Annotated in this window: 23 protein-coding genes; 17 read left to right on the top strand and 6 right to left on the bottom strand. The window is 39.1% G+C overall.

The features are described 5' to 3' along the window. Positions 1-322 precede the first annotated feature (322 nt). From AC6UDB_RS04605 to adhE, 3 genes are all read left to right on the top strand, one after another. Positions 323-745 (top strand): Hsp20/alpha crystallin family protein, encoded by a 423-nt coding sequence (locus tag AC6UDB_RS04605; RefSeq protein ID WP_500694098.1) that lies wholly within the window; start codon positions 323-325, stop codon positions 743-745. 160 nt (positions 746-905) lie between these two features. Next, on the top strand, positions 906-3,257 hold the full coding sequence (locus tag AC6UDB_RS04600) for an HAD-IC family P-type ATPase (protein WP_500709264.1): 2,352 nt from the start codon (positions 906-908) through the stop codon (positions 3,255-3,257). 227 nt (positions 3,258-3,484) lie between these two features. After that, positions 3,485-6,103 carry a bifunctional acetaldehyde-CoA/alcohol dehydrogenase gene (gene adhE / locus AC6UDB_RS04595; protein WP_500694096.1) on the top strand — a complete coding sequence of 873 codons (2,619 nt, stop codon included), beginning with the start codon at positions 3,485-3,487 and terminating at the stop codon, positions 6,101-6,103. Between the two features lie 47 nt (positions 6,104-6,150). Here the strand turns inward: adhE and AC6UDB_RS04590 are convergent, their stop codons facing one another. Next, on the bottom strand, positions 6,151-7,041 hold the full coding sequence (locus AC6UDB_RS04590) for a LysR family transcriptional regulator (RefSeq protein ID WP_500709263.1): 891 nt from the start codon (positions 7,039-7,041) through the stop codon (positions 6,151-6,153). Between the two features lie 119 nt (positions 7,042-7,160). Between AC6UDB_RS04590 and AC6UDB_RS04585 the strand changes: the two genes are divergently transcribed. From AC6UDB_RS04585 to AC6UDB_RS04550, 8 genes are all read left to right on the top strand, one after another. Then, the gene (locus AC6UDB_RS04585; RefSeq protein ID WP_500695837.1) at positions 7,161-8,816 is read left to right on the top strand and encodes a malolactic enzyme; all 1,656 of its coding nucleotides are present in this window, start codon (positions 7,161-7,163) and stop codon (positions 8,814-8,816) included. 16 nt (positions 8,817-8,832) lie between these two features. Continuing rightward, positions 8,833-9,804, top strand: coding sequence for an AEC family transporter (locus tag AC6UDB_RS04580; protein ID WP_500696983.1), 972 nt, complete (start codon positions 8,833-8,835; stop codon positions 9,802-9,804). Positions 9,805-9,937: 133 nt separating this feature from the next. Next, positions 9,938-10,909: an AEC family transporter gene (locus AC6UDB_RS04575; protein WP_500701275.1), complete on the top strand. Its 972-nt coding sequence runs from the start codon at positions 9,938-9,940 to the stop codon at positions 10,907-10,909. A gap of 79 nt (positions 10,910-10,988) precedes the next feature. After that, positions 10,989-11,630, top strand: a complete 642-nt coding sequence (locus AC6UDB_RS04570) for an HD domain-containing protein (protein ID WP_500709262.1) — start codon at positions 10,989-10,991, stop codon at positions 11,628-11,630. A 164-nt stretch (positions 11,631-11,794) separates the two neighbouring features. Continuing rightward, positions 11,795-12,343: an ATP-binding cassette domain-containing protein gene (locus AC6UDB_RS04565; protein WP_500709290.1), complete on the top strand. Its 549-nt coding sequence runs from the start codon at positions 11,795-11,797 to the stop codon at positions 12,341-12,343. 235 nt (positions 12,344-12,578) lie between these two features. After that, a complete protein-coding gene (locus AC6UDB_RS04560) occupies positions 12,579-12,998 on the top strand; it encodes a thioredoxin family protein (RefSeq protein ID WP_500709261.1) in 420 nt (139 codons plus the stop codon). Positions 12,999-13,169: 171 nt separating this feature from the next. Next, complete coding sequence (locus AC6UDB_RS04555) at positions 13,170-14,594, top strand: flippase (RefSeq protein ID WP_500709260.1); 1,425 nt, start codon at positions 13,170-13,172, stop codon at positions 14,592-14,594. A gap of 35 nt (positions 14,595-14,629) precedes the next feature. Beyond that, a complete protein-coding gene (locus AC6UDB_RS04550) occupies positions 14,630-14,911 on the top strand; it encodes a hypothetical protein (RefSeq protein ID WP_500709259.1) in 282 nt (93 codons plus the stop codon). Between the two features lie 178 nt (positions 14,912-15,089). Here the strand turns inward: AC6UDB_RS04550 and AC6UDB_RS04545 are convergent, their stop codons facing one another. Beyond that, entirely contained in the window at positions 15,090-15,590 is a 501-nt protein-coding gene (locus tag AC6UDB_RS04545) for an aminoacyl-tRNA deacylase (RefSeq protein ID WP_500709257.1), read from the bottom strand. Between the two features lie 112 nt (positions 15,591-15,702). On the opposite strand from AC6UDB_RS04545, the gene AC6UDB_RS04540 reads away from it, so the two are divergent. From AC6UDB_RS04540 to AC6UDB_RS04525, 4 genes are all read left to right on the top strand, one after another. Then, positions 15,703-17,307: an Nramp family divalent metal transporter gene (locus tag AC6UDB_RS04540; protein WP_500694089.1), complete on the top strand. Its 1,605-nt coding sequence runs from the start codon at positions 15,703-15,705 to the stop codon at positions 17,305-17,307. A gap of 113 nt (positions 17,308-17,420) precedes the next feature. Beyond that, positions 17,421-18,146 (top strand): GntR family transcriptional regulator, encoded by a 726-nt coding sequence (locus AC6UDB_RS04535; protein ID WP_500694088.1) that lies wholly within the window; start codon positions 17,421-17,423, stop codon positions 18,144-18,146. Between the two features lie 150 nt (positions 18,147-18,296). Next, positions 18,297-19,802: a glutamate--tRNA ligase gene (gltX, locus tag AC6UDB_RS04530; RefSeq protein ID WP_500709256.1), complete on the top strand. Its 1,506-nt coding sequence runs from the start codon at positions 18,297-18,299 to the stop codon at positions 19,800-19,802. A 235-nt stretch (positions 19,803-20,037) separates the two neighbouring features. Beyond that, a complete protein-coding gene (locus tag AC6UDB_RS04525) occupies positions 20,038-22,446 on the top strand; it encodes a phosphoketolase family protein (RefSeq protein ID WP_500695833.1) in 2,409 nt (802 codons plus the stop codon). A gap of 56 nt (positions 22,447-22,502) precedes the next feature. Here the strand turns inward: AC6UDB_RS04525 and AC6UDB_RS04520 are convergent, their stop codons facing one another. Together AC6UDB_RS04520 and AC6UDB_RS04515 are read right to left on the bottom strand one after the other, a co-directional pair. Then, the gene (locus AC6UDB_RS04520) at positions 22,503-23,387 is read right to left on the bottom strand and encodes an RluA family pseudouridine synthase (protein WP_500709255.1); all 885 of its coding nucleotides are present in this window, start codon (positions 23,385-23,387) and stop codon (positions 22,503-22,505) included. A 52-nt stretch (positions 23,388-23,439) separates the two neighbouring features. Beyond that, positions 23,440-23,880, bottom strand: a complete 441-nt coding sequence (locus AC6UDB_RS04515; RefSeq protein WP_500694084.1) for a universal stress protein — start codon at positions 23,878-23,880, stop codon at positions 23,440-23,442. 136 nt (positions 23,881-24,016) lie between these two features. Between AC6UDB_RS04515 and AC6UDB_RS04510 the strand changes: the two genes are divergently transcribed. Beyond that, positions 24,017-24,436, top strand: coding sequence for a hypothetical protein (locus AC6UDB_RS04510; protein ID WP_500709254.1), 420 nt, complete (start codon positions 24,017-24,019; stop codon positions 24,434-24,436). A 15-nt stretch (positions 24,437-24,451) separates the two neighbouring features. Continuing rightward, complete coding sequence (locus AC6UDB_RS04505; RefSeq protein WP_500694082.1) at positions 24,452-24,925, top strand: hypothetical protein; 474 nt, start codon at positions 24,452-24,454, stop codon at positions 24,923-24,925. 190 nt (positions 24,926-25,115) lie between these two features. Here AC6UDB_RS04505 and AC6UDB_RS04500 read toward each other — a convergent pair whose 3' ends face one another. Beyond that, on the bottom strand, positions 25,116-25,961 hold the full coding sequence (locus AC6UDB_RS04500; RefSeq protein WP_500709253.1) for an SAM-dependent methyltransferase: 846 nt from the start codon (positions 25,959-25,961) through the stop codon (positions 25,116-25,118). 9 nt (positions 25,962-25,970) lie between these two features. Next, a complete protein-coding gene (locus AC6UDB_RS04495; RefSeq protein WP_500694080.1) occupies positions 25,971-26,378 on the bottom strand; it encodes a helix-turn-helix domain-containing protein in 408 nt (135 codons plus the stop codon). Positions 26,379-26,396 lie beyond the last annotated feature (18 nt).

The raw sequence follows: 26,396 nt of genomic DNA, 5'->3' as shown, positions 1-26,396 counted from the left end.
TTTCAAAATTTTAAACAATAAATATATTATAACGTACTTATCCATTTTTTTAAGTATTTAAGATGAGTGGCATAATTAATTGATTTTATCATAAAGCCGTTTGAATGGAAGCAATTTATTAAAATAAATTCCTTATTATGTTACGAAAAATTTTTGATTTTACGGTTTCGAGGAAAAATTAACGGTTAATACGAAAGTTATTTTGTAAGTAGCACTTTTTACCCCAATTATGAGCTAATTTCTTGTGTGAAAGGGACGATCCATCCTAGTATAGAGAGTGCTAAGAGATTAGCAAATAAAATAATAAAAAGGGGTTTTAGTTATGGCAAACGATTTAAGAAAAGCTAGTTATGATCCAATGGATGACTTTTTTGGCGACTTTGGCAAGAGTTTATTAAACTCAGTTGCTGGAAGCAACAGAATGAAAACTGATGTTTTAGACCAAGGCGATGACTACGTCGTAAAGGCAGAATTACCTGGCTTTAGAAAAAATGATATTGACATTAGTTATGATAACGATACCCTATCAATTCATGCTGTTCATGACATTGACAAGGAAAATAAGGGTGACAATGGTCGGATCTTAAGTAGAGAACGTTCATCAAGTGACGTTAACCGTTCGTTTTACATCCCTGATGTTGATGAGACCAAGATTTCAGCTGATTACGATGGCGGTGTTTTAACCATTACTTTACCAAAATCACAAGATGATGAAACCCAAAACCATCACGTTGAAATCGACTAATTTAATTTAGAATAAGTGTTAAGAGATGATCCGGTTGGACCATCTCTTTTTTTAACTATTTTTAAAGCTTTGCGCTTTTCTTTCATTAGTGGTGCAAAATTTAATTCCTTCTTATACAATATTAATTAGAAATGAATTAATTACATAAGGAGGTGTAACTGTGGCAAGTGACCAGATCGATATTAATAACGTGAATCCAAATGAGGGACTAACAAGTACGGAAGTTAAACAACAGGTGGCAGACGGTTATAAGAATACGGCGCCTAAACCACTAACGAAGTCTGTGAAACAGATCTTGATGGAAAACATCTTTACGCTGTTTAACGTAATCAACGTAGTTCTTGGTGCGCTAGTATTCTATACCGGTAGCTATATCAACATGTTGTTCTTGGTGATTGCCATAGCGAACACTACCATCGGAATCTTTCAGGAGATTCGTTCTAAGCGCCAGGTTGACAAAATGGCGTTGTTGTCTCAGAGCAAGATCAAAGTTAGACGGAACGGAAAAATTGAACTTATTCAACCGGACCAGATTGTTTTAGGAGACATCGTTGAACTGGATCGTGGAGACCAGGTACCAGTTGACGGAGTCGTAAAACAAACCAAGGGGATTGAGGTTGATGAGTCTCAAATCACCGGTGAATCCAATCCAATTGAGAAAACCACCGGCGATGAACTGACGTCTGGTAGTTTTCTAGTTAGTGGAAAAGCTTTCATGCTTGCAACTAAAGTTGGCGATAAGACCTTTGTTAACACGATTACAAACCAGGCTAAGACCGACAAGAGTAAGAACAGTGTCTTAATCTCGCTGATTAAAAAAATCATCAAAATTCTGACGTTTATTATCATTCCGCTTGGAGTAGCACTTTTTGTTTCCCGTTTGATGCACGGGGTGAGCGTTAATAATGCCATTCTGGGAACCGTGGCGGCCATGATTGGGATGATTCCGGAAGGGCTGGTTCTTTTGACGTCAGTGACCCTCGCAATTTCTGCCTATCACCTGGCCAAAAAACGGGTCTTAGTCAGAGACCTTTCTTCCATTGAAACTCTGGCACGGGTGAACACGATCTGCCTGGATAAAACCGGGACGATTACCAGTGGCGAATTGAAATTTAAACAGATGGTGAAAGAAGCTCCTAATTACACTGATCAACAAATTGCCGAAATCATGGGCTCTTTGGTCCATGAAATTGATGACAATAACGAGACCGCTTCAGCGCTTAAAAATGAGTTCAAGCAGCACCCATACGCTGCTAGTATGATCGTGCCGTTCTCTTCAGCGAGAAAGTGGAGTGGGGCCGAGTTAGACGACAAAGGCAAATACGTCTTCGGAGCACCTCAGTTCATTTTGGATCTAACTGACAAGCAACAACAAGAAGTTAAGCATTACGCCGAACAGGGTTTTCGGGTCATTGCGCTCGCAAAAGTGGACCAACTAAACGAGGATAGTATCGCGGGTAGTGAACTGATTGCCTTAATCTTGATTACGGATGTCATTCGACCAAATGCTTCTGAAACCCTGCAGTTTTTCTATAACCAGGGGGTCGACTTAAAGGTCATTTCTGGCGATGATCCGGTCACCGTTTCAAGCATTGCCAACCGGGTCGGCATTCATAATTCCGATGATTACGTTGACATGACGACGATTGAAGACGACGCCGACTACCGTGATTTGGTCAAGCAGTACGTGGTGTTTGGAAGGGTCAAACCCGACCAGAAACAACGGCTAATTAAGGCGCTACAAGAAAACGGTCGGACGGTTGCCATGACTGGTGATGGGGTCAACGACTTACTGGCCTTAAAGCAGTCAGACTGTGGAATCGCAATGGCATCAGGATCTGAGAGTGTCAAGAGTATTGCCGACTTCGTGATTATTGATTCCAACTTCGACGCCCTCATTAAGGTGTTAAACGAAGGTCGGAGGGTGATCAACAACATTGATAGCATCGCCTGCCTGTACCTGATTAAGACCATGTTCTCGGTCATGCTCAGCGTGCTCTTTCTGTTTTTTGCCAGAAACTATCCGTTTCAACCAATTCAACTCACGCCGATTAATGACTTAATGGTCGGAATCCCATCGTTTCTCTTGGCGCTTGAACCAAATTATCGAGCTTTAAAGGACCGCTTTGCTTCTAACATTTATGAAATTTCACTTCCAGCCGCACTAAGTGTCGTTTTCTACATTTTAGTGATTGGTGTGATTGGCGATATTTTTGGACTATTCACCTCAATTACTTCATCACTGAGTGTTTTGATTACTGGGGTCATCTGTTGGTTGGCTTTGACAATGGTTTGTCGACCATTTAACCGCTACAAACTAACCATCGTCGTTTTGAGTATCACACTCTTTTTGGCGGTGTTCATCTTTCTTGGTAAAATTTTCTCGTTGGTCACGATCTTTACGTGGTCAGTCGGAGGAATTGGATTATTATTAGCTCTTACAACTGATTTCACATTTGTTGGGGTGCAAAAGTGTGTCAGATTAGTTAGACATAAACTTTTTAACAAATAAGGATTTAGACAGATAGCGTCATGAGGGCGTTATTTGTCTTTTTAATTAACAGTTAGTGCATCATTTAACAATAGTATTCGTCAAATTAATTAATTATTTTTTAAGAGTTTAATAACCGTCAGAATAATAAGTGATAAAAATAACAATGAACCATTGCTTTTTGAAAAAGATGATGATATGATATTAGTTGTGAAGAAAATAACAAGAAAATATTGGAGGCTGGAAGTATGACAGATGCAAAGCAACAACCCAATGTTGAAGAGATCGATAAGAATATTGATGCCAAAGTTCAAAAAGCACGCATTGCCGTAGATGAGATGAGTAATTTCGACCAGGATAAGGTTGATAAGATTACCCACGCCATGGTACTTGCTGGGGTTAACGCCCACCAAAAATTAGCTAAAATGGCTTATGAAGAAACCGGACGTGGTGTTGAAGAAGACAAGGCCATTAAGAACTTGTTTGCCACCGAAGAAATTTGGCACGATATTCGTAATGATAAAACCGTTGGGATCATCTCAGAAGACTCTGAAAATGACCTGATTAAAGTTGCTGAACCACTCGGTGTTATTGCTGGAATCACTCCAGTTACTAACCCAACCTCAACTACTTTATTCAAGGCAATTATTTCAATGAAGACTAGAAACGCCATCATCTTTAGTTTGCACCCACAAGCCCTTCAATCGTCAATTGAAGCTGCTCGAATCGTGCGTGATGCTGCGGTTAAAGCTGGTGCACCTAAGGACGCCATTCAATGGATTGAAAAGCCTAGTCGAGAAGCTACGAACGCTTTGATTCAGAACCCTGGCGTTGACATTACCCTTGCAACTGGTGGTCCTGGATTAGTTAAGGCTGCTTACTCCGCTGGGAAACCAGCTTTAGGAGTTGGTCCTGGTAATGGTCCCGTTTACGTTGAAAAAACCGCCAACATCCCACGTGCCGTTAACGATATCGTTTTATCAAAGACCTTTGATAACGGGATGATCTGTGCCACTGAAAACAGTGCCGTAATCGATGCTGACATTTACAAGGATGTAAAGGAACAACTCGAATTAAACCGGGTTTACTTTGTTCCAGAAAAAGAAAAACAAAAATTAACTGACGCCATGTTTGACAGCAAGCGTCTTAGTGTTAAGGGTCCAATTGCTGGTGCCACTGCGCAACAAATTGCTGACATGGCTAAGATCAAGATCCCAGAAGACACCCAAGTGCTTGCCGTTGAGATGACCGGAATTGGTCCTAAGTACCCAATGTCAGGGGAAAAATTATCACCAGTTCTTTCGGTCTACAAGTCAAAAGACCACAAGGATGCTTTCAGAATTTGTGCTGAACTTCTAAACTACGGTGGATTAGGCCATACCGCAGCAATTCAAACCTCAGATGATCAATTGGCCGTTGACTTTGGGGTAGCCGTTAAGGCTTCGAGAGTGATCGTTAACTCACCATCTGGTCTTGCTGGAGTTGGTAATTTGTACAACAACATGACCCCATCACTTACGCTTGGAACTGGATCATGGGGTAAAAACTCAATCTCCCATAACGTTACTGATTATGACTTGTTGAACATTAAAACTATCGCAAAGAGAAGAAATAATATGCAATGGATTAAACTACCTCGAATCTACTTCGAAAAGAACTCAGTTCGCTACCTCCACGACATGCCTGGTATTAAGAAGGCCTTTATTGTTACTAGTCCTTCCATGGTTAAGTATCACTACGTTGACAAAGTCTTAGATGAATTGAACCGAAGAGAAGATGACGTTCAGTACTACATCTTCGATGACATTCATGGTGAACCAACAACTGACATGGTTAACGCTGGGGTTACCCAAATGAACGCCTTTAAGCCAGATACCATCATCGCCCTTGGTGGAGGATCACCACTTGATGCCGCTAAGATGATGTGGTTGATTTACGAAAACCCTGAGACTGACTTCTTTGGTGCAAAACAGAAGTTCTTGGATATCAGAAAACGTGCTTACAGATACAACAAACCAGAAAAATCACAAATGGTTGCCATTCCAAGTACTTCTGGAACTGGTTCAGAAGTAACGCCATTCTCAGTTATTACTGATTCAAAGCTTCACGTTAAGTATCCATTAGCTGACTACGCTTTGACACCTGACGTTGCCATTGTTGATCCACAGTTTGTTAAGACGGTACCAAAGGGCACCATTGCTGCCTCAGGACTTGATGCCTTAACTCACGCGATTGAGTCATACGTCTCAACCATGGCTTCAGATTACACTCGTCCAATGTCACTTCAGGCCATCAAGATGATTTTTGATAACCTGACTGACTCGTACAACGGTAACATGGAAGCTCGAGACAAGATGCATACCGCCTCAACGATCGCCGGAATGGCATTTGCGAACGCTTTCCTTGGAATTACCCACTCAATTGCCCATAAGATTGGTGGACAATTCGGGATCACCCATGGGCTTGCCATCGCCATTACTTTGCCACACGTTATCAGATATAACTTCAAGAAACCAAAGAAGATTGCCACATGGCCTAAGTACGAATCATTTAGAGCCGACGACGATTACGCTAACATCGCTCGCTACCTTGGTCTTCCTGGAAACTCCAATGAAGAATTAAAGGAAGCCTTGGTTCACCGCTTCATCGAATTAGCTCACTCGGTTGGAGTTGAACTTGATCTGAAGTCACAAGGTGTAAGCAAACAAGAGTTAGAAGCAGCTGCCGATCATCTTGCCGAACTGGCATATGCTGATCAATGTACAACTGCTAACCCGAAAGAACCACTGATCGCAGATCTCAAGAAGATGATTCTTGACGAATACGAAGGTGTTGGGGTTGAAACGCAAACTGATAAAGAAGTTTAGTTTCTAAGTTATTAAGAACTAAAAAGTAGGAATTCCAAACGGAATTCCTACTTTTTTTGTGCAATTGATTTGGTTAAAACGTTGATTAATTCTTGCTCTTCGGGTGAAAGAACGTGACTTTTACGAAAGGCCACCGAAACGTAAAACGGGGGTAAATCTTCATCGTCAATGGGGATGGGGACAAGGTTGTCGGAAGGTTTAATGGCCTTACTAACCAAAAAGGTGATCCCCACGTCTTCAGAGACTAATTGTTTGGCTAGCTCAATATCAGACGTTTGATACTTAATCTTAGGGTGAATGGCGTGAAGTTTAGACAGATCCGAAAAGACCTGAGTGTGAACGAAGTCACTGGAGAGGCCCACAAACTCTTCGTTTTTGAGGTCGGCAAATTTAACGGAGTGAGCGTCTGCCAGTGGTGACTGTCGATTCACGACTAGCATGAAGTGGTCTTTGGTTAAAACCGTTGCGTCAATCTCACTACTTTCAAGCGGTTTGGATGATCCTAAAAGTGCTAAGTCGATTCGACCGTCTTTTAATTCCCCTAAAAGCTTTTTGGAACCACTCTCTGAGTTATCAAGATCATTTAGGATCCCAAGTGAAAATAGCTCGGACGCCAGCTTGGGAAAATAATAGTTGCCAATGATTGGTGGAAGACCAAAGCGAATGACATGGTCACTGATGCTGCCCATTTCGTTGTTAATTTTGTCTACTTCCTTCATAATTACCTGGACGTGTTTTTCAAGGTCGGCGCCGGCCTTAGTGAGTTTAATTTGGTGGTGGGCCTGATTTCGATTAATTAATTCGACGCTGAAGTTATCCTCTAAACGCTTAATGGCCATGGTAATCGTGGGCTGTTTAACGTGATAATACTTAGAAACGTCGGTGTAATTTTTAAGCTCGGTTAACTTGTTGAAGTACATTAAATCTTTTAGCTTCATGATGACCTCATATAAATTAAATTTATGAATAACTCGTGTTTGACTATCTTTTTGATAGTGAATTAGTATTTAAAAGAATCAATTACAGACTATTTTACTACAAAAAGGAGTCTTAAAATATGGCTAAAGGTGAAGAAATATTGAACAATCCCTTTATCAATAAGGGGACTGCATTTACTGATGATGAAAGAAAAACATTAGGACTGGTGGGGATGCTTCCACCGAACGTTCAAACTTTGGACGAACAGGTTGAAAACGTTTATGACGAATACCAACACAAGGGTAGTGACCTTGAAAAACGCATCTACTTGATGAGTATTTTTAACGAAAACCGGGTTCTATTCTATGCAACCTTCGCTAAACATGTCACTGAATTCATGCCAGTCGTTTACGACCCAACGATCGCTGACTCAATTGAAAATTACTCCAGACTGTACGTTAACCCACAAAATGCGGCGTTTTTATCAATCAATCACGATGACCCTGAAACGATCCGTGAAAGTTTGAAGAACACTGCTTCTGGACGCAACATCAAGTTGATCGTTGTAACCGATGGCGAAGGAATCCTTGGAATTGGTGACTGGGGAACTCAAGGAATTGACATCCCAGTTGGTAAATTAATGGTTTACAGTGCCGCTGCCGGCATTGACCCATCGGAAGTCCTACCAGTGGTCTTAGACGTTGGAACTACTAACAAGAGTTTACTCGACAATCCACTCTACCTTGGTAATCACCAGGACCGCGACTACGGTCAAAAGTACTACGACTTCGTTGACAAGTTTGTAAAAGAAGCAGAAGACTTGTTTCCTAATTTATACTTGCACTTTGAAGACTTTGGGCGTGCCAACGCTTCAAACATCCTTGATAAGTACAAGGATGACTACTTGGTCTTTAACGATGACATCCAGGGAACTGGAATTATCGTCCTTGCTGGTGTCTTAGGTGGCCTTAAGATTTCTGGTGAAAAGATGACCGATCAGAAGTACCTGTGCTTTGGTGCCGGAACTGCGGGCGTCGGAATTGCCGAACGGGTTTGTGAAGAGATGGTGCAAGCTGGCTTATCCGAGGAAGAAGCTAAGAAGCATTTCTACATGGTTGATAAGCAAGGCCTCTTGTTTGACGACATGTCCGACCTAACTCCTGGACAAAAAGAGTTTGCGAGAAGTCGTTCTGAATTCTCTGACTCAGAAAACCTGACCGACTTACTCTCAATTGTGAAGGCTGTTCATCCATCAATCATGGTTGGAACTTCTACTCAACACGGCGCATTTACTGAAGACGTTATTAAGGAAATGGCCGCTCATACTGACCGTCCAATCATCATGCCAATCTCAAACCCAACTAAGTTGGCTGAAGCAACTGCTTCCGATTTGATCAAATGGACTGATGGTCGTGCCTTAGTCGCTACCGGTGTTCCAAGTGCACCCGTTGAATACAACGGAGTTAAGTATGAGATTGGACAGGCTAACAACGCCTTAGTCTACCCAGGAATTGGGTTAGGTGCCATTGCTGCCACCGCCACTAAACTTAACGACGACATGATTAGTGCTGCTGCTCATTCCCTTGGTGGCATTGTGGATTCAACGGTTCCTGGGGCTGCCATTTTGCCACCAGTTGACCAGTTAACTGAATTCTCTGAGACCGTTGCGATTGCTGTTGCTCAAAGCGCAGTTGATCAAAACATTACTAGAGAAAAGATTACGGACGTTAAGTCAGCCGTTGATGACGAAAAATGGTATCCAAAATACCCAGATTTAACTAATTTAAACAAATAATTGGAGGAATGTTACATTGGCAGCGTTTATTACTTCACTAGAAAGTGTCGCTGAGATTGTCATTGTCATTGCACTGGGATATTTCTTGAGAAAGTCAGGCAAGTTTGCCGACAGTTTTAAGGGAAACATCTCATTCTTAATCATGAATGTGGCTTTGCCTATTTCAATCTTCGTATCAGTATTAGATAATTTGACCCGCGGAAAGTTAGTTGGGCTAGCTGGCGGACTGTTATACACCGTAATTAGTTTTGCGTTAGGTTACATTGTCGCAATTGCCCTAGTCTACATCCTAAAAATTAGAAAGGGTCGTAGGGGAACTTTCATTAACATGGCGGTGAACGCCAACACCATCTTCATTGGGCTGCCTTTGAACTTGGCACTGTTTGGAACTTCTGGGATGACTTACTTCCTGATTTACTATGTAATGAACACCATCTCAACTTGGGCCATCGGAATCTTCTTCATCTCAGGAGACGATCCCACCAAGAAGAAGGGTGAAAGCAAGGGGAACTTTAACTGGAAGAAGTTGCTTCCAGCTCCACTGATTGGTTTCTTGGTTGCGTTAGTTTGGATTCTGATTGTTAACGTTAAGTTGCCAATGTGGATCGACAAGACCTGTAACATGATTGGTGGTCTTGTAACACCATTATCCTTAATCTACATTGGGATTATTTTGGCCGATGCTGGTCTTTCATCAATTCACTTTGATAAAGATTCCATTGCCGCACTACTTGCTCGTTTCGTGATTGCTCCGGCAATTATGATCGGAACCTTACTGGTCTTCATGCACACCGGCGCTGGGATTCCAAACATCGAATTTGGCACCTTAGTAATTCAATCTGCCACCCCTGGTTTGGCTGTGCTTCCAATTCTGGTTAGTCAGTCCCATGGTGACGTTGATTACGCTACTAACTTGGTCGTAACCAGCACGATTCTGTTCGTGATCGTGGTTCCAATCTTGATGGCCATTATCAACTTTATCGTATAGATAAGTAATTAATAAAGAAGTCAGACGTTCAATCTGGCTTCTTTTTGTTTGCACAGGTCACTAACACGGTTTGAAAGTGGTAACGTAGAAGTATGCACAATTTCATTTATTAATTAATTGGAGGGATTAAACAGTGACCGCATTTATTGCCTCACTAGAGAGTGTCGCTGAGATTGTTATTATTATTGCTTTAGGGTATTTTCTTCGTCGTTCCAACAAAATGACGGATGGTTTTAAGGGAAATGTTTCGTTCTTAATTATGAACATTGCCTTACCAGTTTCGATTTTTATTTCCGTTTTGGATAATTTGAATCGGGGAAAATTAGTTGGACTAGTTGGCGGACTACTATACACGTTGATTAGTTTTACCCTGGGTTATGTAATCGCAATCGCATTGGTTTTTGTTTTAAGGATCAGAAGGGGTCGAAGAGGGGCCTTTATCAACATGTCGGTCAACGCCAACACGATTTTTATGGGATTACCCTTAAACATTGCGTTGTTTGGAAACGCCGGGATGACGTATTTCTTGGTCTACTATGTGATGAACACCGTCTCAACCTGGGCGATCGGAATCTTCTTCATTTCAGGAGATGACCCAACGAAACAAAGGGGAAAAAAGAAAAAGAAGGTTACCCTCAAACAGATTTTACCGCCGCCACTGGTTGGATTTATCTTAGGTTTGGCGTGGATTTTGATCGTGAACGTCAAATTGCCAGCTTGGATTGATAAGACCTGCAACATGATTGGTGGATTAGTGACACCGTTAGCATTGATCTACATTGGAATCATTTTAGCCGATGCCGGCTTATCTTCAATTCATTTTGATAAGGATACCATTGCCGGACTGGTAGGAAGATTTGTGGTTGCGCCAGCAATCATGATTGGAACCCTCTTAGCGTTTATGCATTTTGGCGTGAACATGGCCCTTCCAGAGTTTGGGACGTTGGTAATTCAGTCGGCAACACCCGAACTAGCGGTTTTGCCGATTTTAGTTAGTCAATCCCACGGGGACGTGGACTACGCCACTAATTTAGTGGTAACCAGCACCGTGTTGTTTGTTATCGTGGTTCCGATCCTGATGGAAATTATTAATTTTATTATGTAAGTAAAAGAAGCTATTGGATGGCTTCTTTTTTAGTTATATATTTATAATGTGGGAAATTATTTTAGTAGGAGTGAGAGACTTGAACGATAAAATTGCAAGGGTAAAAGAATACGCCAAAGAGAACATGAGTAAGGATAAGAGTGGACACGGATTTGACCACATCCAACGGGTCGCAAACATGGTCTTACAATTGATGGGGACCGAACCAGCTAACGGTGAGATTGCCCTTGCAGCTGCTTATTTACACGACGTTTTTGACGATAAATTGGTGGATGATCCGGACGCTAAAAGGGAGGAAGTCAAAGAGCGGTTAGCAGAATTTGGCTTTAGTCCTGATGAGATTTTGCAGGTGATGGACATCATCAACCACATGTCTTTTAGTGACAACATTGAACACAAACAACCGTTATCAAAAGAGGGTCAAATCGTTCAAGATGCTGATCGATTAGATGCTCTGGGTGCAATTGGAATTGCGCGGGCCTTTCAGTATGGTGGGGCACATCATCGGACCATTTATGATCCGACAATTAAGCCGCGGACTTTAACTACTAAAGCAGATTATCGCAACGCAACTGACGATACCACCATTAATCATTTTTACGAAAAGTTGTTTAAGATTGCTTCCGATTTAAATACCGAGGCTGCTAAACAAATTGGAAAGAAGAGAACTCAGTACATGCGTGAATTTGTTGCTGAATTTAAAAACGAATGGGATGGATAAAAAAACGCCGATCCAAACGGATCGACGTTTTTAGTTTATTCAGTTATGAGGTTCTATAAAATTAAGTAAATTTTGTATTTTTAATTATATTGTTTTAATAATAAAAAAATCAAAGCTACTATATTTCAGCTTTAATAGTGAAATGTTAATCAAATAATGGAAGTATACAAATAGATGATATGAATATAGATGGTATTAATCTCGATGAATGGAGAAATTCTATAGGCTATGTAAATCAAAATGCATCTATAATGTCAGGAACAATAAGATACAATTTGACCTATGGGATTCAAAGAAAACTTTCTGATGAAGAATTATTTAATGCATTAAAATTATCGAACGCTTATAGTTTTGTAATGAATTTGGATGATAAATTAAATAGTCAAGTAGGAGAAAATGGATCAAATTTAAGTAGAGAACAAATTCAGAGAATCACTATAGCAAGAGCATTTTTAAAAGATCCTAAAATTTTAATGCTGGATGAAGCTACTTCTAGTTTAGATGCATATTCAGAAATTGTTATTCAAGATGCTATTAATAAACAAATGAAGAATAGAACAACGATTGCAATAGCTCATAGGATTAGTACAATAAAAAATGCAAATAATATTTATTTTATAGATAAGGGGAAAATGATTGGGAATGGCAATCATAATGAATTAATTAAATTGGTACTGAAATATAGGCAATTTGTAAATTATCAAATTAATTAGTTAATAGATATTAAAAATAACATTGACTCATTGTGAAACATTTTATATAATTATTTGTAAATAAATGTTAGGAGGTTAATCTAAATGATAAATTTTAGGAGAAAGAAAAAAACTTGTCGTTGGATCCCTGCGTTATGGACCAAGCACTGGTTCCGTATTTGTTCTTAATCATGAGTAATAAAAGTGGTTTTCCTTTGGAGAGCTACTTTTATTACTATAAAGGAGGTATAGTGCTGTGAAGAAGACAAAGGTTACCATTTCTATTTTAGTGATAATTTGCTTATTAATATTGGTAACAGGAGGAACATTTTTATACAGTGTATCTAAGCGTAATACATATACTAATAATGAAATTAATAAAGCAAAAACTAGTTCAAATAATAAACCAACAATAGTATATGTAGGTTCTGAAAAATGTAGTGCATGTAAAGAATACAAACCTTTATTAAAGAAGGTTAGCAAACAGCAAAATAAAAAAGTATATTTTGTTGATGTAGATACAAAAGTTGGAAGTAAATTTGCGGATAAATTACATCTTGATGAAATACCTGATACTGTGATTATTTATAAAAATAAACATTATGTTTATAAGGGTACACAAACAAAAAATGAAGTATTAAAAATATTTACAAAAAGTGATCAACTAAGAGAGTAATAATAAAACATTAAAACTTTTATACTTATGATTTCAATATAATTTCTAAGTAATTATGTGACTTTCCAGCGATAAGACATGAATATGTGCTCATTAATATAAGTTATTATATGATATAATATGTGAATTGATTAATTAATATAAATAAATAGCTCGGTGGAATTATAATTTATGAAAGTTATAAAGAATTATTTATATAACGTAGCTTATCAGATTTTTGTCTTAATAGTTCCCTTAATCACCTCTCCATATTTAGCAAGAGTCTTGGGTCCAGAGGGAATTGGAATAAATGATTTTACTAATGCTAACATTCAATATTTTATTATTTTTGGTAGTATTGGAGTGGCGTTATATGGGAATAGGCAAATTGCCTACGTAAGAAGCAATAAACAAAAATTAACTAATACCTTCTATGAAATATTTTTTATGAGAATGATAACAATTTCATTATCTTTTGTTGCTTTCTTTATATTTCTTGCATTTGATCATAAGTATCGGATTTATTATTTAGCCCAGTCATTATCATTATTGGCAGCGGCTTTTGATATTTCATGGTTTTTTCAAGGAGTAGAGGATTTTGCAGTAACAGTTGTTAGAAATTTTGTTGTAAAGTTAATAACTTTATTTAGTATTTTTGCCTTTGTTCATTCCTATAACGATTTAGGTATTTATATTGTTATTTTATCTTTATCGTTACTATTTGGAAATTTAACATTATTTCCAAGTCTTAAGAAATATATTGGCCCGCCAAATTGGAAAAGTATTCATTGGATGCGTCATATAAGACCTTCTTGTGTTTTGTTTATTCCAGAGATTGCAACTCAAGTTTATTTGTACGTAAACAAGACTATGCTTGGATATATGAAGAATGTGACAGTGGCAGGCTTCTTTGGTCAATCTGACAAGATAATAAAACTCTCACTTGCTATTGTAACTGCTTTAGGAGCAGTTATGTTACCACATGTGGCTAATGCGCATGCTAATGGTCAATATAAAAAGGTTAAATATTTTTTGTACGAAAGTTTTGAATTCGTAACGGCTTTAGCTGTTCCGCTGACTTTTGGAGTAGCTGCAATAGCCTCTTCATTTGTTCCATTGTTTTTTTCTCCTAAGTTTATGCCAGTTATACCATTAATAATGATTGAATCTGTTGTTATTCTTATAATTGGATGGAGTAATGTGATTGGGGTCCAATATTTAGTTCCAACTAATCAAACCCGTTCTTATAACACTTCTGTTATTGTTGGGGCACTTATAAATATAGTTGTTAATATACCTTTTATAATGATGTGGGGAGCAATTGGGACAGCTATTGCTACCGTTATATCTGAATTTTCGGTAACATTTGTTCAAATGTATTCAATTAGGGATCAAGTGAATTTTAAAAGATTATTTAAAGATAGTTGGAAATACATATTTGCTGGTTTATTGATGTTTATTATCATTTTGGAAATGGATCATCACTTAGTAGATACTTGGTTAATGTTATGTATTGAAATAATAAGTGGCATTTTTATATATGTGACTATACTTTTCATTTTAAGACCAAACATCGTCAAACAAATTTTTAGAAAAGCTTTTCATCTTTTTGATTGATTACTGATTATATAAAATTGAAAGGAGGTGATTTCATGACTTTAAGTAAAAGTGTATTAAAAATGATTTTTTCTTTTGCTTTAATTGTTGTTACTGTTATTTCTTTAAGTTTAACTGGAGTTACATCAGTTAATGCTGCGGGAGTTAATAGTCAATATTCAACGACAAGTACAAGTAATTCTTTACAACCTACTAATTCTAGTAATAATTTAAGTTCATACTTAATTAATGCAAAAAAGAAACATAAGAAGTATTTTCATAGTGTGTGCAAGAAAAAGTGGGGTTGGTACGTTTACTGCTATACAATTTATAGTTAGCAAATAACTAGCTCAGCATTTACATAAGTGCTAAATGATTGAGCAAACTTTAGTTAGTATATATTTCTCTATTTAGAGATGTATACTGACTTTTTGCTTTTAAGTTAGAAAATAACTTTGAATTTAGTTATTATCTTAGTAATAAAAACGCCGATCCAAACGGATCGACGTTTTTAGTTTATTCAGTGATATCAGCAAAAGTTCCGTTGACTAATTTTTTGACGTCCTTGGCGTTGACTTTGACGGAACGACCAATCTGGCCTGACGATACGATGATGTTGCCCTGCTTTTGGGCTTCTTCATCGATGTAGATGGGATAACCCTTTTGTTCATAAATTCCGATAGGCGTATTTGCGCCGTGCTCGTATCCGGTCGTATTAACTAGATCTTTTAGGGGAACCATGCCCACTTTTTTGTTGCCAGAAGCTTTGGCTAACTTTTTGTAACTTAAGCGTTCATCTAAAGGAACCACTCCAATGACGGGACCAGTTGTTTTTCCAGTCAGCGCTAACGTTTTGTAGATTAAATGTTGATCAACGTCAGCTTCGTCAGTGGTAATCTGTTGAACGTCTCCCTCTTGATGGGTGGCAAAAATCATCTGTTGAAAAGGAATATTGTGTTTTTCAAGGATTTGTTCGACTAAGGTTTTGTGGACTTGATTCTTTTTTTTCTTTGACAAATGGCTCACCTCTCGAAGGTATTTTATCATATTAATAAAATATAAGTAAAAATTTCATTTACTTTTAATTCTTATTTATGTAGAATCAACGTGGAAGGAGATGCAAAGGAAAATGAGTGAGAAAGATGAAAAAAAAGCACCAAAGAAAAAGCATGCCCTAATTGAGTATGCGAATGGTAAATCCCTCCAAGAAATTAACGGAAGCGTTGATGTCCCTGAAGGATTAGGATTTTGGAAAACATTATTCATGTATTCAGGACCAGGAGCGTTAGTTGCGGTGGGGTACATGGATCCCGGAAATTGGTCAACTTCAATTACCGGTGGTCAGAACTTTGGATACTTGCTGATGTCAATTATCTTGATTTCAAGTTTGATCGCGATGTTACTTCAATACATGGCGGCTAAACTTGGTATCGTGACACAAATGGATTTAGCGCAGGCGATTCGTGCAAGAAGTAGTAAGACATTAGGGGTTATCCTTTGGATAACAACTGAGTTAGCAATTATGGCGACCGATATCGCGGAAGTTATCGGGGCAGCGATTGCGTTGTACTTGCTATTCCATATTCCATTGTTGATTGCCGTTTTAATTACGGTTCTTGATGTTTTGGTACTGTTACTACTTACAAGTATTGGATTTAGAAAGATTGAAGCCATTGTTGTTTGTTTGATTTGTGTTATTTTCTTGGTATTTGCCTACGAAGTAACTCTTTCAAACCCACAGTGGTCAAAGGTTTTCTTAAACTTAGTTCCAAACATCAAAACCGTTCAAACCCATCCATTTGTAGGTGGTCAAACTCCATTAAGTGGTGCCTTAGGTATCATCGGAGCCACCGTTATGCCGCATAATCTATACTTACATTCTGCCATTTCGCAAACCCGTAAGACTGATAATAACGACGAGGATTCAGTGGCACGCTCAGTTAAATTTTCAGCTTGGGATTCCAACATCCAATTGACAATGGCGTTCTTTGTTAACGCATTGTTATTGATTATGGGGGTTGCGGTCTTCAAGTCTGGTGCCGTTAAAGACCCATCATTCTTTGGTTTGTTTGCTGCCTTAAAGAATCCTGATTTTATGACCAACCCATTACTAGCAAGTGTTGCTAAAACCGGAGTCCTTTCAATCCTGTTTGCCGTGGCTTTGCTTGCTTCTGGTCAAAACTCCACTATCACTGGTACTTTGACTGGTCAGGTTGTTATGGAAGGTTTCATCCATATGAGAATGCCTTTGTGGGCTCGTCGTTTGGTAACCCGTGTCATTTCAATCATCCCAGTTGTTATTTGTGTACTTTTGAGTAGTGGAAAACCGGCCATTGAAGAGCATGAAGCGCTTAATACTCTGATGAACAACTCACAGGTCTTCTTGGCGTTTGCTTTACCATTCTCCATGTTGCCGCTTCTGATCTTTACCGATAGTAAATTTGAAATGCGTGGAAAACGGTTCGTTAATGCCCTTTGGGTTAAAATTGCTGGTTGGGTATCTGTGATTGCTTTGACTTTCTTGAATCTGTATGGTTTGCCAAGTCAGATTGTCAGCTTCTTTGGTGATAATCCAACTCCAGCTCAAACCGATATGGGGAACTGGATTGCCTACATCTTGATTGTTTTAGTTCTGGCCCTCTTGACTTGGGTCGTTTGGGACTTGTACAAGAGTAATAAACGATTCATGGAGGAACATAAGAACGCGAAAAAAGAAGTCGATCAGTACGAATAATTAATTAGAAAAATAGAACTTCGATTTGATCGGAGCTCTATTTTTTTAGCCAAAATTTATTATTTTTAATATGTTAAAATAATGGGTAAGAAACGTCTAATAAGGAGTATTGAATGGCTGATCTAGTTTATAAACGGGTAATGGATGATTTAAAAAAGAAGATTGATTCCAACTATTTCAATAATAATCGTTTACCGGATGAACGGACTTTAAGTTCAAAGTATCACGTCAGTCGGAGCTCGGTTAAGCAAGCTTTAGGTATCCTAGCGGAACAGGGAATTATTTTCAAGAAACGTGGCTCTGGGACCTTTATTAATCCACTTTATTTGAAGAATAAATCTATTTTTAGTTACGAGGGATCTAACCTTGGAATTACCAATAATCTGAAGGTTGAGGGGTACGATCCAAAGATTGATTTACTGGAATTTAAAGTTGTTGCCCCCACCCCTGAGATTTTAGAAGATCTGTTTCTAAATCAAGGTGATGAAGTGTATGAAATTAAACGGCTCCGCTCGGTTGATTCGACACCTATTATTATCGAGTCTGGTTATATTCCGGTTAAAGTGGCGCCCAAGATGAGTAAGCGAGTGGTTAAGGGTTCGATTTTTAACTACTTAGAGGAAAAGCTAAACAAGACGGGAACCAAATCCTACATGTCGATTGAAGCCCAACCGTCCACGATTGATGATCAAAGACTATTGAACTTAAAGCCTGATGAACCAGTCGTGGTCATGGGTGGGATTTTCTTTTTAGACGATGGAACCCCGTTTGAAATTTCCAACATGCGCATTCATTATAAGTACTTTAATTACAACACGTTTGTTGATTTGAATAACTAGAATCGACTTTTACTCAATTTTTTGAGTTAGTTTAAAAGTGATATAATGGAATTGTTGTAAGCACGTACATTGGTTCGGAATTAACGTAATGTAAGAATGTACGAAGAGATTTAAAAGAGTGCCAATGCTGGCAAAAAAGGAAGTATTAAGATGGCGAAAAAGAACGTTAGAGTTAGATATGCACCAAGCCCAACTGGTTTTTTACACATCGGAAATGCACAGTCTGCTTTATTTAATTATCTGTTTGCAAAACATTTCGGCGGAACGATGGTTCTTCGAATCGAAGATACTGATTTAAAGCGTAACGTTGACAGTGGTGAAAAAAGCCAGATGGACAACTTACGCTGGTTAGGGATTGACTGGGATGAAGGCCCTGATAAGCCTAATCCGAAGTATGCTCCCTATCATCAAACGGAGCGAAGAGCTTTGTATGATAAATACATCAGTGAATTAATGGACAAGGGTCTGGCATACAAGGACTTTGCCACTGAAGACGAACTAAAAGAGATGCGGGAAAAGCAACGGGCAAATAAAGAGGCTCCACATTACGATGGACGTTGGTATGGTGCTTCTGAAGCTGATATTCAAGCCGCTGAAGATAAGGGATTACATTACACAATTCGTTTACATTTACCAAAGGATCATACCTACGAATGGGACGACATTGTGAGAGGTAAGGTTGAATTTAATTCTGACAATTTAGGTGGCGATTTTATCATTCAAAAGAGTGATGGATTACCAACCTATAACTTTGCTGTGGTGGTCGATGACCATTTAATGGACATTACTGATGTTTTAAGGGGGGACGATCACATCGCTAACACCCCTAAGCAAATGGCCGTTTATGATGCATTAGGATGGCAGCACCCTAACTTTGGTCACATCTCATTGATTTATAATCCGAAGACTGGTAAGAAGTTAAGTAAACGTGACAAGGATACTTTGCAGTTCATCAGTGAGTACAAGCGTGAAGGATACTTACGTGAAGCAATCTTTAACTTCATTGCCTTTCTTGGGTGGTCACCGGTTGGTGAAAAGGAAATCTTTTCAAAGGACGAACTGATTAAGGCGTATGATCCAAAGCGAATGTCAAAATCGCCAGCTTTCTTTGACCAACACAAATTAGACTGGATTAACTCGCAATACGTAAAAAGCATGCCATCAAGTGAACTTGCCGATCGGGTGGTCGAACTCGTTGACGAAGGGCAGACTGACATTGCCAAGAAGATTCAAGAAGATGACATTCCCAACCTGCACGATTACGCTGAACAGGTGATTGATATTTACAAACACAGTGTGTTTAAGTTGACTGAAATCATGGAATACATGGATTTCTATTACAATATTTTGGGTCAAAACATTGATTACTCAAAACTCAGCGACTTTTCACACGATGATTTGGAAAAGTTATTCAATGCTTTAGAAGACAAGATTCATGAGGCCAGTGAAAACGGTCAAAATAAAGGACTTGATTATGGTCCAATTGTTAATGAGGTTGGCAAAGAGACGGGGATGAAAGGTAAACAGCTTTATTTCCCACTAAACGTCATCTTTACTGGTGACACATCTGCTCCCCAAGTTGCGCAGATTATGGGACTATTTTCACCGTCAGTTATCAGTGCATTAATTAATAAAGCACTTCGTGGAATTGAATAAAATATTTTAAGTCTCCAATTGAAAAATTGGAGACTTTTTTAGTGCTTAAAATTGCTTGAAATTAGGGTTTTTAAGGGCTTAAAATTGGTTCGTATCAATTGTCGAAATGGTTGACATTTCACCAAAAATCTTTATCATAGTTGTTGTAGGTAAGCCAATAAGTTTGGCGCTTTCAAAAACAGATTAGATCCAGCTCGAAAACGAGCTGCCGATTATTTAAAAGGAGTGTTATAGCATGGCAGTAGATTATGATTCCAAATCATATTTTGAAAAAATGCAACAATACTGGAATACTGCGAATTACTTGTCAGTAGGTCAGCTATTTTTACGTGCTAATCCTTTGCTTAAGAAGCCTTTGACTTCTGAAGATGTAAAGGTTAAGCCAATTGGACATTGGGGAACAATTGCCTCACAAAACTTTGTTTACACCCATTTGAACCGTGTCATCAACAAGTATGACCTTAATATGTTCTATATTGAAGGTTCAGGTCACGGTGGCCAAGTTATGGTTTCAAATTCTTACATGGATGGAAGCTACTCAGAAATCTATCCTAAGATTTCTCAAGATGAAGCCGGAATGGCTCGCCTGTTCAAGCAATTTTCATTCCCTGGTGGAATTGCATCACATGCTGCACCTGAAACTCCAGGTTCAATTCATGAAGGTGGAGAATTAGGTTATTCACTTTCACATGGTGTTGGTGCAATCTTTGATAATCCTGACGTTATTGCTGCCGTTGAAATCGGTGACGGTGAATCAGAAACTGGTCCTTTGGCTGGTTCATGGATGTCAAGTAAGTTCATCAACCCTGTTACTGATGGTGCTGTTTTACCAATCATTAACTTAAACGGATACAAAATTGCTAACCCAACTGTCTTAGCTCGTATGACTGACGAAGACATTACTAAGTACTTTGAAGGTATGGGCTGGAAGCCTCGTTTCGTTGAAACCAACATGCCTTACGGTACCGACCAAATGGAAACTCACGAAAAGCTTGCTAAAGTTATGGATGCTTCAATTGAAGAAATTAAAGCCATTCAAAAGAACGCTCGTGAGAACCAAACTGCAGAAACTGCTACAGAACCAAAATGGCCAATGATCATCTTCCGTTCACCTAAGGGTTGGACTGGCCCTAAGAAGAACGCTGAAGGTCTTCCAATTGAAGGATCATTTAGAGCTCACCAAGTTCCAATTCCACTATCAGCAGATGACATGGGTACTGCTGATGAATTCGTAGAATGGATGAAGAGTTACAAACCTGAAGAATCATTTGATGAAAATGGTACTTTAAAGCCATACCTTAGAGAATTAGCTCCTAAGGGTGACAAACGGATGTCAACGAACCCAATCACTAACGGTGGTATCGATCCTAAGCCATTAGACTTACCTGACTACCGTGATTACGCTCTTGATATCAAGACTCCAGGTGCTACTGAAAACGAAGACATGGTTGTTTGGTCCGAATGGCTACGTGACGTTACTAAGAGAAATCCTAATAACTTCCGTGGATTCGGCCCTGATGAAACATGGTCTAACAGATTATGGCACTTATTCGATGTTACTCGTCGTCAATGGTTGCCAAATATCAACCCACCATATGATGAGTACATGGCTCACTATGGTCGTTTGATTGATTCACAACTATCAGAACACCAAGACGAAGGTTGGCTTGAAGGATACACCCTTACTGGTCGTCATGGATTCTTCGCAACTTACGAAGCCTTCGGTCGAGTTGTAGATTCAATGCTTACTCAATACTTCAAGTGGTTGAGAAAAGCTTCTGAACTCGAATGGAGAAACAAGTATCCTGCATTGAACTTCATCGATTCATCAACTGTATTCCAACAAGATCACAATGGTTACACTCACCAAGATCCAGGTATGATTACCCACTTGTCTGAAAAGAAACCTGAGTTTATCCGTGAATACTTCCCAGCTGATGCAAACACATTATTGGCTGTAGGTAACGAAGCATTTGATAGTTACGAAAGAATTAACTTGATTACTACTTCAAAGCACCCACGTCCACAATGGTTTAACATTGACGAAGCTTCAAACCTTGTTAAGAACGGTCTCGGCTACATTGACTGGGCTTCAACTGACAATGGTGAAGAACCTGACGTTGTTATGGCATCTGCTGGTGTTGAATCAACTCTTGAAACCCTTGCCGCAATTTCAATCTTGCACAAGCGTTTCCCTGAAATGAAGATTAGATACATCAACGTTGTTGATTTGCTTAAGTTACGTAACCCAGAACTAGACCCTCGTGGTATTAGTGACAAGGAATTCGATCAACTCTTTACTAAGGACAAACCGGTTGTATTCGCATTCCACGGTTTCGAAGATATTATCAGAACCATCTTCTTTGATCGTCACAATAAGAACGTTCACGTTCATGGATATCGTGAAAATGGTGACATTACTACACCATTTGACATGCGTGTCTTGAACCAATTAGACCGATTCAATTTGTCTAAGGAAGTTGTTTCTGATATTCCAGAATACGCCCTTAAGGGTACTGGATTTATCCAAGAAATGAACAACATGCTCGACAAGCACGACCACTACATTAGAGAGTATGGTACTGACTTGCCAGAAGTTGAAAATTGGAAATGGGAACCACTTAAAAAACCAGCTAAGAAATAATTAATGTAACTAATTAATTAGAAAAGAGTGAACTCATATGAGTTCACTCTTTTTGTTTACATATTGAATTCAGGCGGTAGTGGGGCAATAACTTCAAGTGGTTGATGGTAGAACGGTGTCATCATTTGGACCCGCCAAGAATGAAGCAGCATGGGATGATTAGGATAACCGTTCGGGTCGTACAAGGGATCGTCAATAATCGGATGACCAATGGAAGCCAAGTGCACCCTGATTTGATGGGTTCGACCGGTCTGAAGTTGAAGGGCCACGAGGGTTTTGTCTGGATCCGTTTTTATGACCTTGTAATTTGTGATCGCTGATTTAGAATTTGGTCCGTTAATTTTGCGTTTGCGCTGGTCGTAAGGATCAAAACCAATTGGTTGATTGATTACTCCCAATTGATTTTTAAAATAACCATGAACCCAGGCCAAGTAGGTTCGCTTGACCGCTTTAGCTTCAATCATTTTGACTAAGATGGGGACCACGGCTGGATTCTTGCCGATGATAAGTGCACCACTGGTTTGCTGATCTAAGCGATGAACCATGTAAGCGTCGTTTTGGGGTTGAAGGTAGTTGGCAGCAAAATTAAGGGTGGATCCCATTTCGTGAGGTTGATTGGCATGAGTCTTGTCGCCGCGATTCTTGTTAACAATTAAAAAGTCAGAGTTTTCGTAGACAACGTTTAGTGGTTTCGATGAATCTGATGGAACGTGTGGGAACGGGACTTTAAAATCGGTAGCAATAAACTCGAGTGTGACTCGATCATTTTGCTTAACCAGAAAGTTCATGGGCAGGTACTGACCGTTAATTAACACGCGATGATTTTTTCTTAGTGAGAAAATCAAATGCTTGGGAATTAAAAGATATTCGTGCAGATACTCCCGAACGGTTTGTTGATCAAATGATTTGGGGACGGTTAATTCATATTTCCATTTCTTCATAAAATTCCTCAAAATAAAAAACCCACTCAATAAGTGGGTAGAGATTTTGTGACTATTTGACTACTAAGACGTCTTGAGTAGCAGCACGTGTGACGTAGCTAGTGACCGAGCCAACCATCAAACGTTCAACGGCTGAAAGACCAGTAGCACCGATGATGATCAGGTCATCATGGTGATCGCTTGGAAATTCCTTGGCAATGACTTTCTTGGGATTACCAAAACGCATATGAATTGATACGTCGGTTACCCCAGCGTCAATTGCTTGTTGTTTCAAAGTTTCAAGAATCTTCTTTGTCTTGTCAGTTAACTGGTAAACAGCGTCGGCGGTAATTGCATCCCCGTAACTACGGTTGAATTGGTTAACTTCAATTACATTTAAAATATCTAAGTGACTGTCATTTTGTTTAGCCATTGTGATTGCACGACTCATAACAGGCATTGTATCTTCAGCACCATCCACCGGTGCTAAAATCCTCTTGTAATTCTTGGCCATTTAGCTCACCTCATTTGTTTTCTTATACACTAACTATACCATGTTTTAAGAATTTACGTAACGAATTTAGCTAAAACAAAAATTGTTGGTATCAAATTGAGAAGTTCGTTATACTGAAGCTAAAAGGATGAGTAAAATGAAAAGAAAACAGACGTTAACGTGGGCGTTTATTTCACTGATATTGTTCTGGATTGTAAACATTGTTATGACGATGCCAATCATGAAATTAACGGTCAAGTCGAGTGTCAGTGGCCTAGTTCGCACGTCAGCCATTGCAGCCATTATGTATTTGATTCCGATGATTCTGGTTGCGTTTAAAAGTCGTTTAGGATATTATTTGTTGGCAGCCGTTCAGGTTATTTACACGATTGGGTTAATCGCAGCGATTATTGCGATGATCACCATTAGTCATACAACATGGCCACTTCGAATTGCCGTCATTGTGCTGGTAATTGGTTCCATTGGTGTAAATATTTACTGGTTCACGATTGATTATCAGGTCCGAAAGGCAACGACGAAAGAACGTGTGGCTCATTATATGAAGTTTAGAAAATAAAGTTAGGTGAATGAAATGAAAATTGATGAAAAAGAGTTTGTTGAAGCAGCTGGAAATGATGATTTTCAGAAACAGGTGTCGGAAATGTCCCTTAAAAAGTTGCAATCTGACTTAAAGGGAAACTTGAAGAAGATGACTGATTTTATCGCAAGTAATCTGAAAGAAGACAGGATTGCCAGCGCGGAAATCACCGTTTCTGATCATGACATTCAGCTGAAACTGCAGACCTCGGTCATTAATTTACCGCTAGACTACGCTAAAAACATTGCTAAAATAACGGTGGGAGACGGGATAAAATCAGTCAATGTGTACATGATCATTGCTTCTCCCAACGTCAACCGTTCTAAAATGCGAATTGATGAGTTGGCGGATTCAACTAGTTTTGAAAAGGAGCCCGATGGAACTTATTTGGCGCAGTTCGTTGACTGGACTCAGGATAAATTAGATCAGATTGCGGCTAATGAACAGGATGATGCAAGTTCCAAATAGCTTTTAATTGCTAATTATGATACAATAATAATATGCGACGAGCCGAGCAGACTTTTTAGTCTGATTGTGGGAACCATGTTTATCTGCCGGATTGCAGATGGTTTGATTAGCAGGTGATGTGAACACCTCGTTAGTCCGTCTGACTTGTTCAGATGCCAAAAAGAGCTTCCAACTTTTGTTGGAAGCTCTTTTATTTTGCTAAATAAACGTGATCTTGGATTAAATCGAAGTTTGAATAATGTTGATTCAGGTTCTTAATGCCTTTGTCATCGTAAAGTTGTGCGTTTTGCCAGAACTCTTTGGAGTCGGTGGCCCCGTTTTTCTCACCAATGACGATTAATTTGATATCACGATTTGACTTTCTGATTGCTTCAAGAAGTTCATTATCGATTGGAATGCCATCTGGAGACCACGACATAATTACGTAGTCAATCTGGTCTTGATACTTGTGAAATGCTTCGAGAGCTGATAACTTTTCCACGTTAGTGACGGGATGTCTGCCAGTTTCGTTCTCGTTTTGCCAATCTAAACTGTCAGTTGCGATGACGTTTGCGTGGTTATCACGGAGTCCCTTTGAGATGTAGCCGTTACCCGCCATTACTTCAAGGGCAGCATTACCATCTAAGTATTTTGCAAGATGGTAGGTAAACGATGAGGAGATGTATGCCCACATCCCGTATTGATTTTCGAGATAATCACGAAAGTCACGCAAGTGCTTGTCAAGGTCAGAAAGATCGCCTGAAAGCCGGTTCCATTCGGAATCACCGCTACGATCATTCATGGCGTACTTGGAATTGATTTTTTGATAAATCTGGTCCTGAATGTCATCAGGAAGAATCAGCTTGGGCAAATCCTGCGGAAGTTTACCAGCCGTAAGTAATTGATTGGCTGCTAAGACGTTGTTAATTAAGTATTTAATCTCAGGATACTCCCGATACTCGTCACGATATTGTTTCATTTGATGAATGTAAGGCGGAGTTGCCCGTTTCAACTGATGACGTTTTTTGAGTTTTTTTCTGAGTTTACGTTTATCCATTTGGTGTCCTTAGTAGTGTAAATCAAGCGATTCTTGGTGATTTTTGTGGTCATCGTCTCTGTTTTGTTTACCGTGAAGGTAGCCGTTGATAAGTTGAAAAATCTCGTACCGATCGTTGTTATTAATGGCTTCGCCGTTGAAGAAGAGTTGCTTTCCAGAGATAAATAACTTGGAAAGATCGGATTCTTCATGGTCAACTCGGCCACTCAAATAGTCCATTGACACCCCAAAAAATTCAGCTAATTTTTTGACTTCAATGTAAGAAGGATTACGGATTCCACGTTCCCAATTGCCGATCTGTGAGGCGGTATTCTCATGCTCTTTGTCAGTGGGAAACATTGTGTTTAATCCGTTTGCAAGGTCAGTCAATGTGATTTTCTGACCGGTTCGTAAAGCTCTGAGTCTTTCAGGAAACATAGAATCACTCCTTAATAC

The sequence above is a fragment of the Fructilactobacillus sp. X3R2C1 genome, assembly GCF_059901235.1.
Note: the sequence above shows the minus strand (reverse complement) of the source record. Positions and strands in the feature narration are given on the sequence as shown.

What these genes read in the sequence shown, in the direction of transcription:
- AC6UDB_RS04605 (WP_500694098.1), top strand. Translation starts at nt 323, where the DNA reads ATGGCAAACGATTTAAGAAAAGCTAGTTATGATCCAATGGATGACTTT.
- adhE (WP_500694096.1), top strand. Translation starts at nt 3,485, where the DNA reads ATGACAGATGCAAAGCAACAACCCAATGTTGAAGAGATCGATAAGAAT.
- AC6UDB_RS04590 (WP_500709263.1), bottom strand. Translation starts at nt 7,041, where the DNA reads ATGAAGCTAAAAGATTTAATGTACTTCAACAAGTTAACCGAGCTTAAA.
- AC6UDB_RS04585 (WP_500695837.1), top strand. Translation starts at nt 7,161, where the DNA reads ATGGCTAAAGGTGAAGAAATATTGAACAATCCCTTTATCAATAAGGGG.
- AC6UDB_RS04555 (WP_500709260.1), top strand. Translation starts at nt 13,170, where the DNA reads ATGAAAGTTATAAAGAATTATTTATATAACGTAGCTTATCAGATTTTT.
- AC6UDB_RS04550 (WP_500709259.1), top strand. Translation starts at nt 14,630, where the DNA reads ATGACTTTAAGTAAAAGTGTATTAAAAATGATTTTTTCTTTTGCTTTA.
- AC6UDB_RS04540 (WP_500694089.1), top strand. Translation starts at nt 15,703, where the DNA reads ATGAGTGAGAAAGATGAAAAAAAAGCACCAAAGAAAAAGCATGCCCTA.
- AC6UDB_RS04535 (WP_500694088.1), top strand. Translation starts at nt 17,421, where the DNA reads ATGGCTGATCTAGTTTATAAACGGGTAATGGATGATTTAAAAAAGAAG.
- gltX (WP_500709256.1), top strand. Translation starts at nt 18,297, where the DNA reads ATGGCGAAAAAGAACGTTAGAGTTAGATATGCACCAAGCCCAACTGGT.
- AC6UDB_RS04525 (WP_500695833.1), top strand. Translation starts at nt 20,038, where the DNA reads ATGGCAGTAGATTATGATTCCAAATCATATTTTGAAAAAATGCAACAA.
- AC6UDB_RS04520 (WP_500709255.1), bottom strand. Translation starts at nt 23,387, where the DNA reads ATGAAGAAATGGAAATATGAATTAACCGTCCCCAAATCATTTGATCAA.
- AC6UDB_RS04515 (WP_500694084.1), bottom strand. Translation starts at nt 23,880, where the DNA reads ATGGCCAAGAATTACAAGAGGATTTTAGCACCGGTGGATGGTGCTGAA.
- AC6UDB_RS04510 (WP_500709254.1), top strand. Translation starts at nt 24,017, where the DNA reads ATGAAAAGAAAACAGACGTTAACGTGGGCGTTTATTTCACTGATATTG.
- AC6UDB_RS04505 (WP_500694082.1), top strand. Translation starts at nt 24,452, where the DNA reads ATGAAAATTGATGAAAAAGAGTTTGTTGAAGCAGCTGGAAATGATGAT.
- AC6UDB_RS04500 (WP_500709253.1), bottom strand. Translation starts at nt 25,961, where the DNA reads ATGGATAAACGTAAACTCAGAAAAAAACTCAAAAAACGTCATCAGTTG.
- AC6UDB_RS04495 (WP_500694080.1), bottom strand. Translation starts at nt 26,378, where the DNA reads ATGTTTCCTGAAAGACTCAGAGCTTTACGAACCGGTCAGAAAATCACA.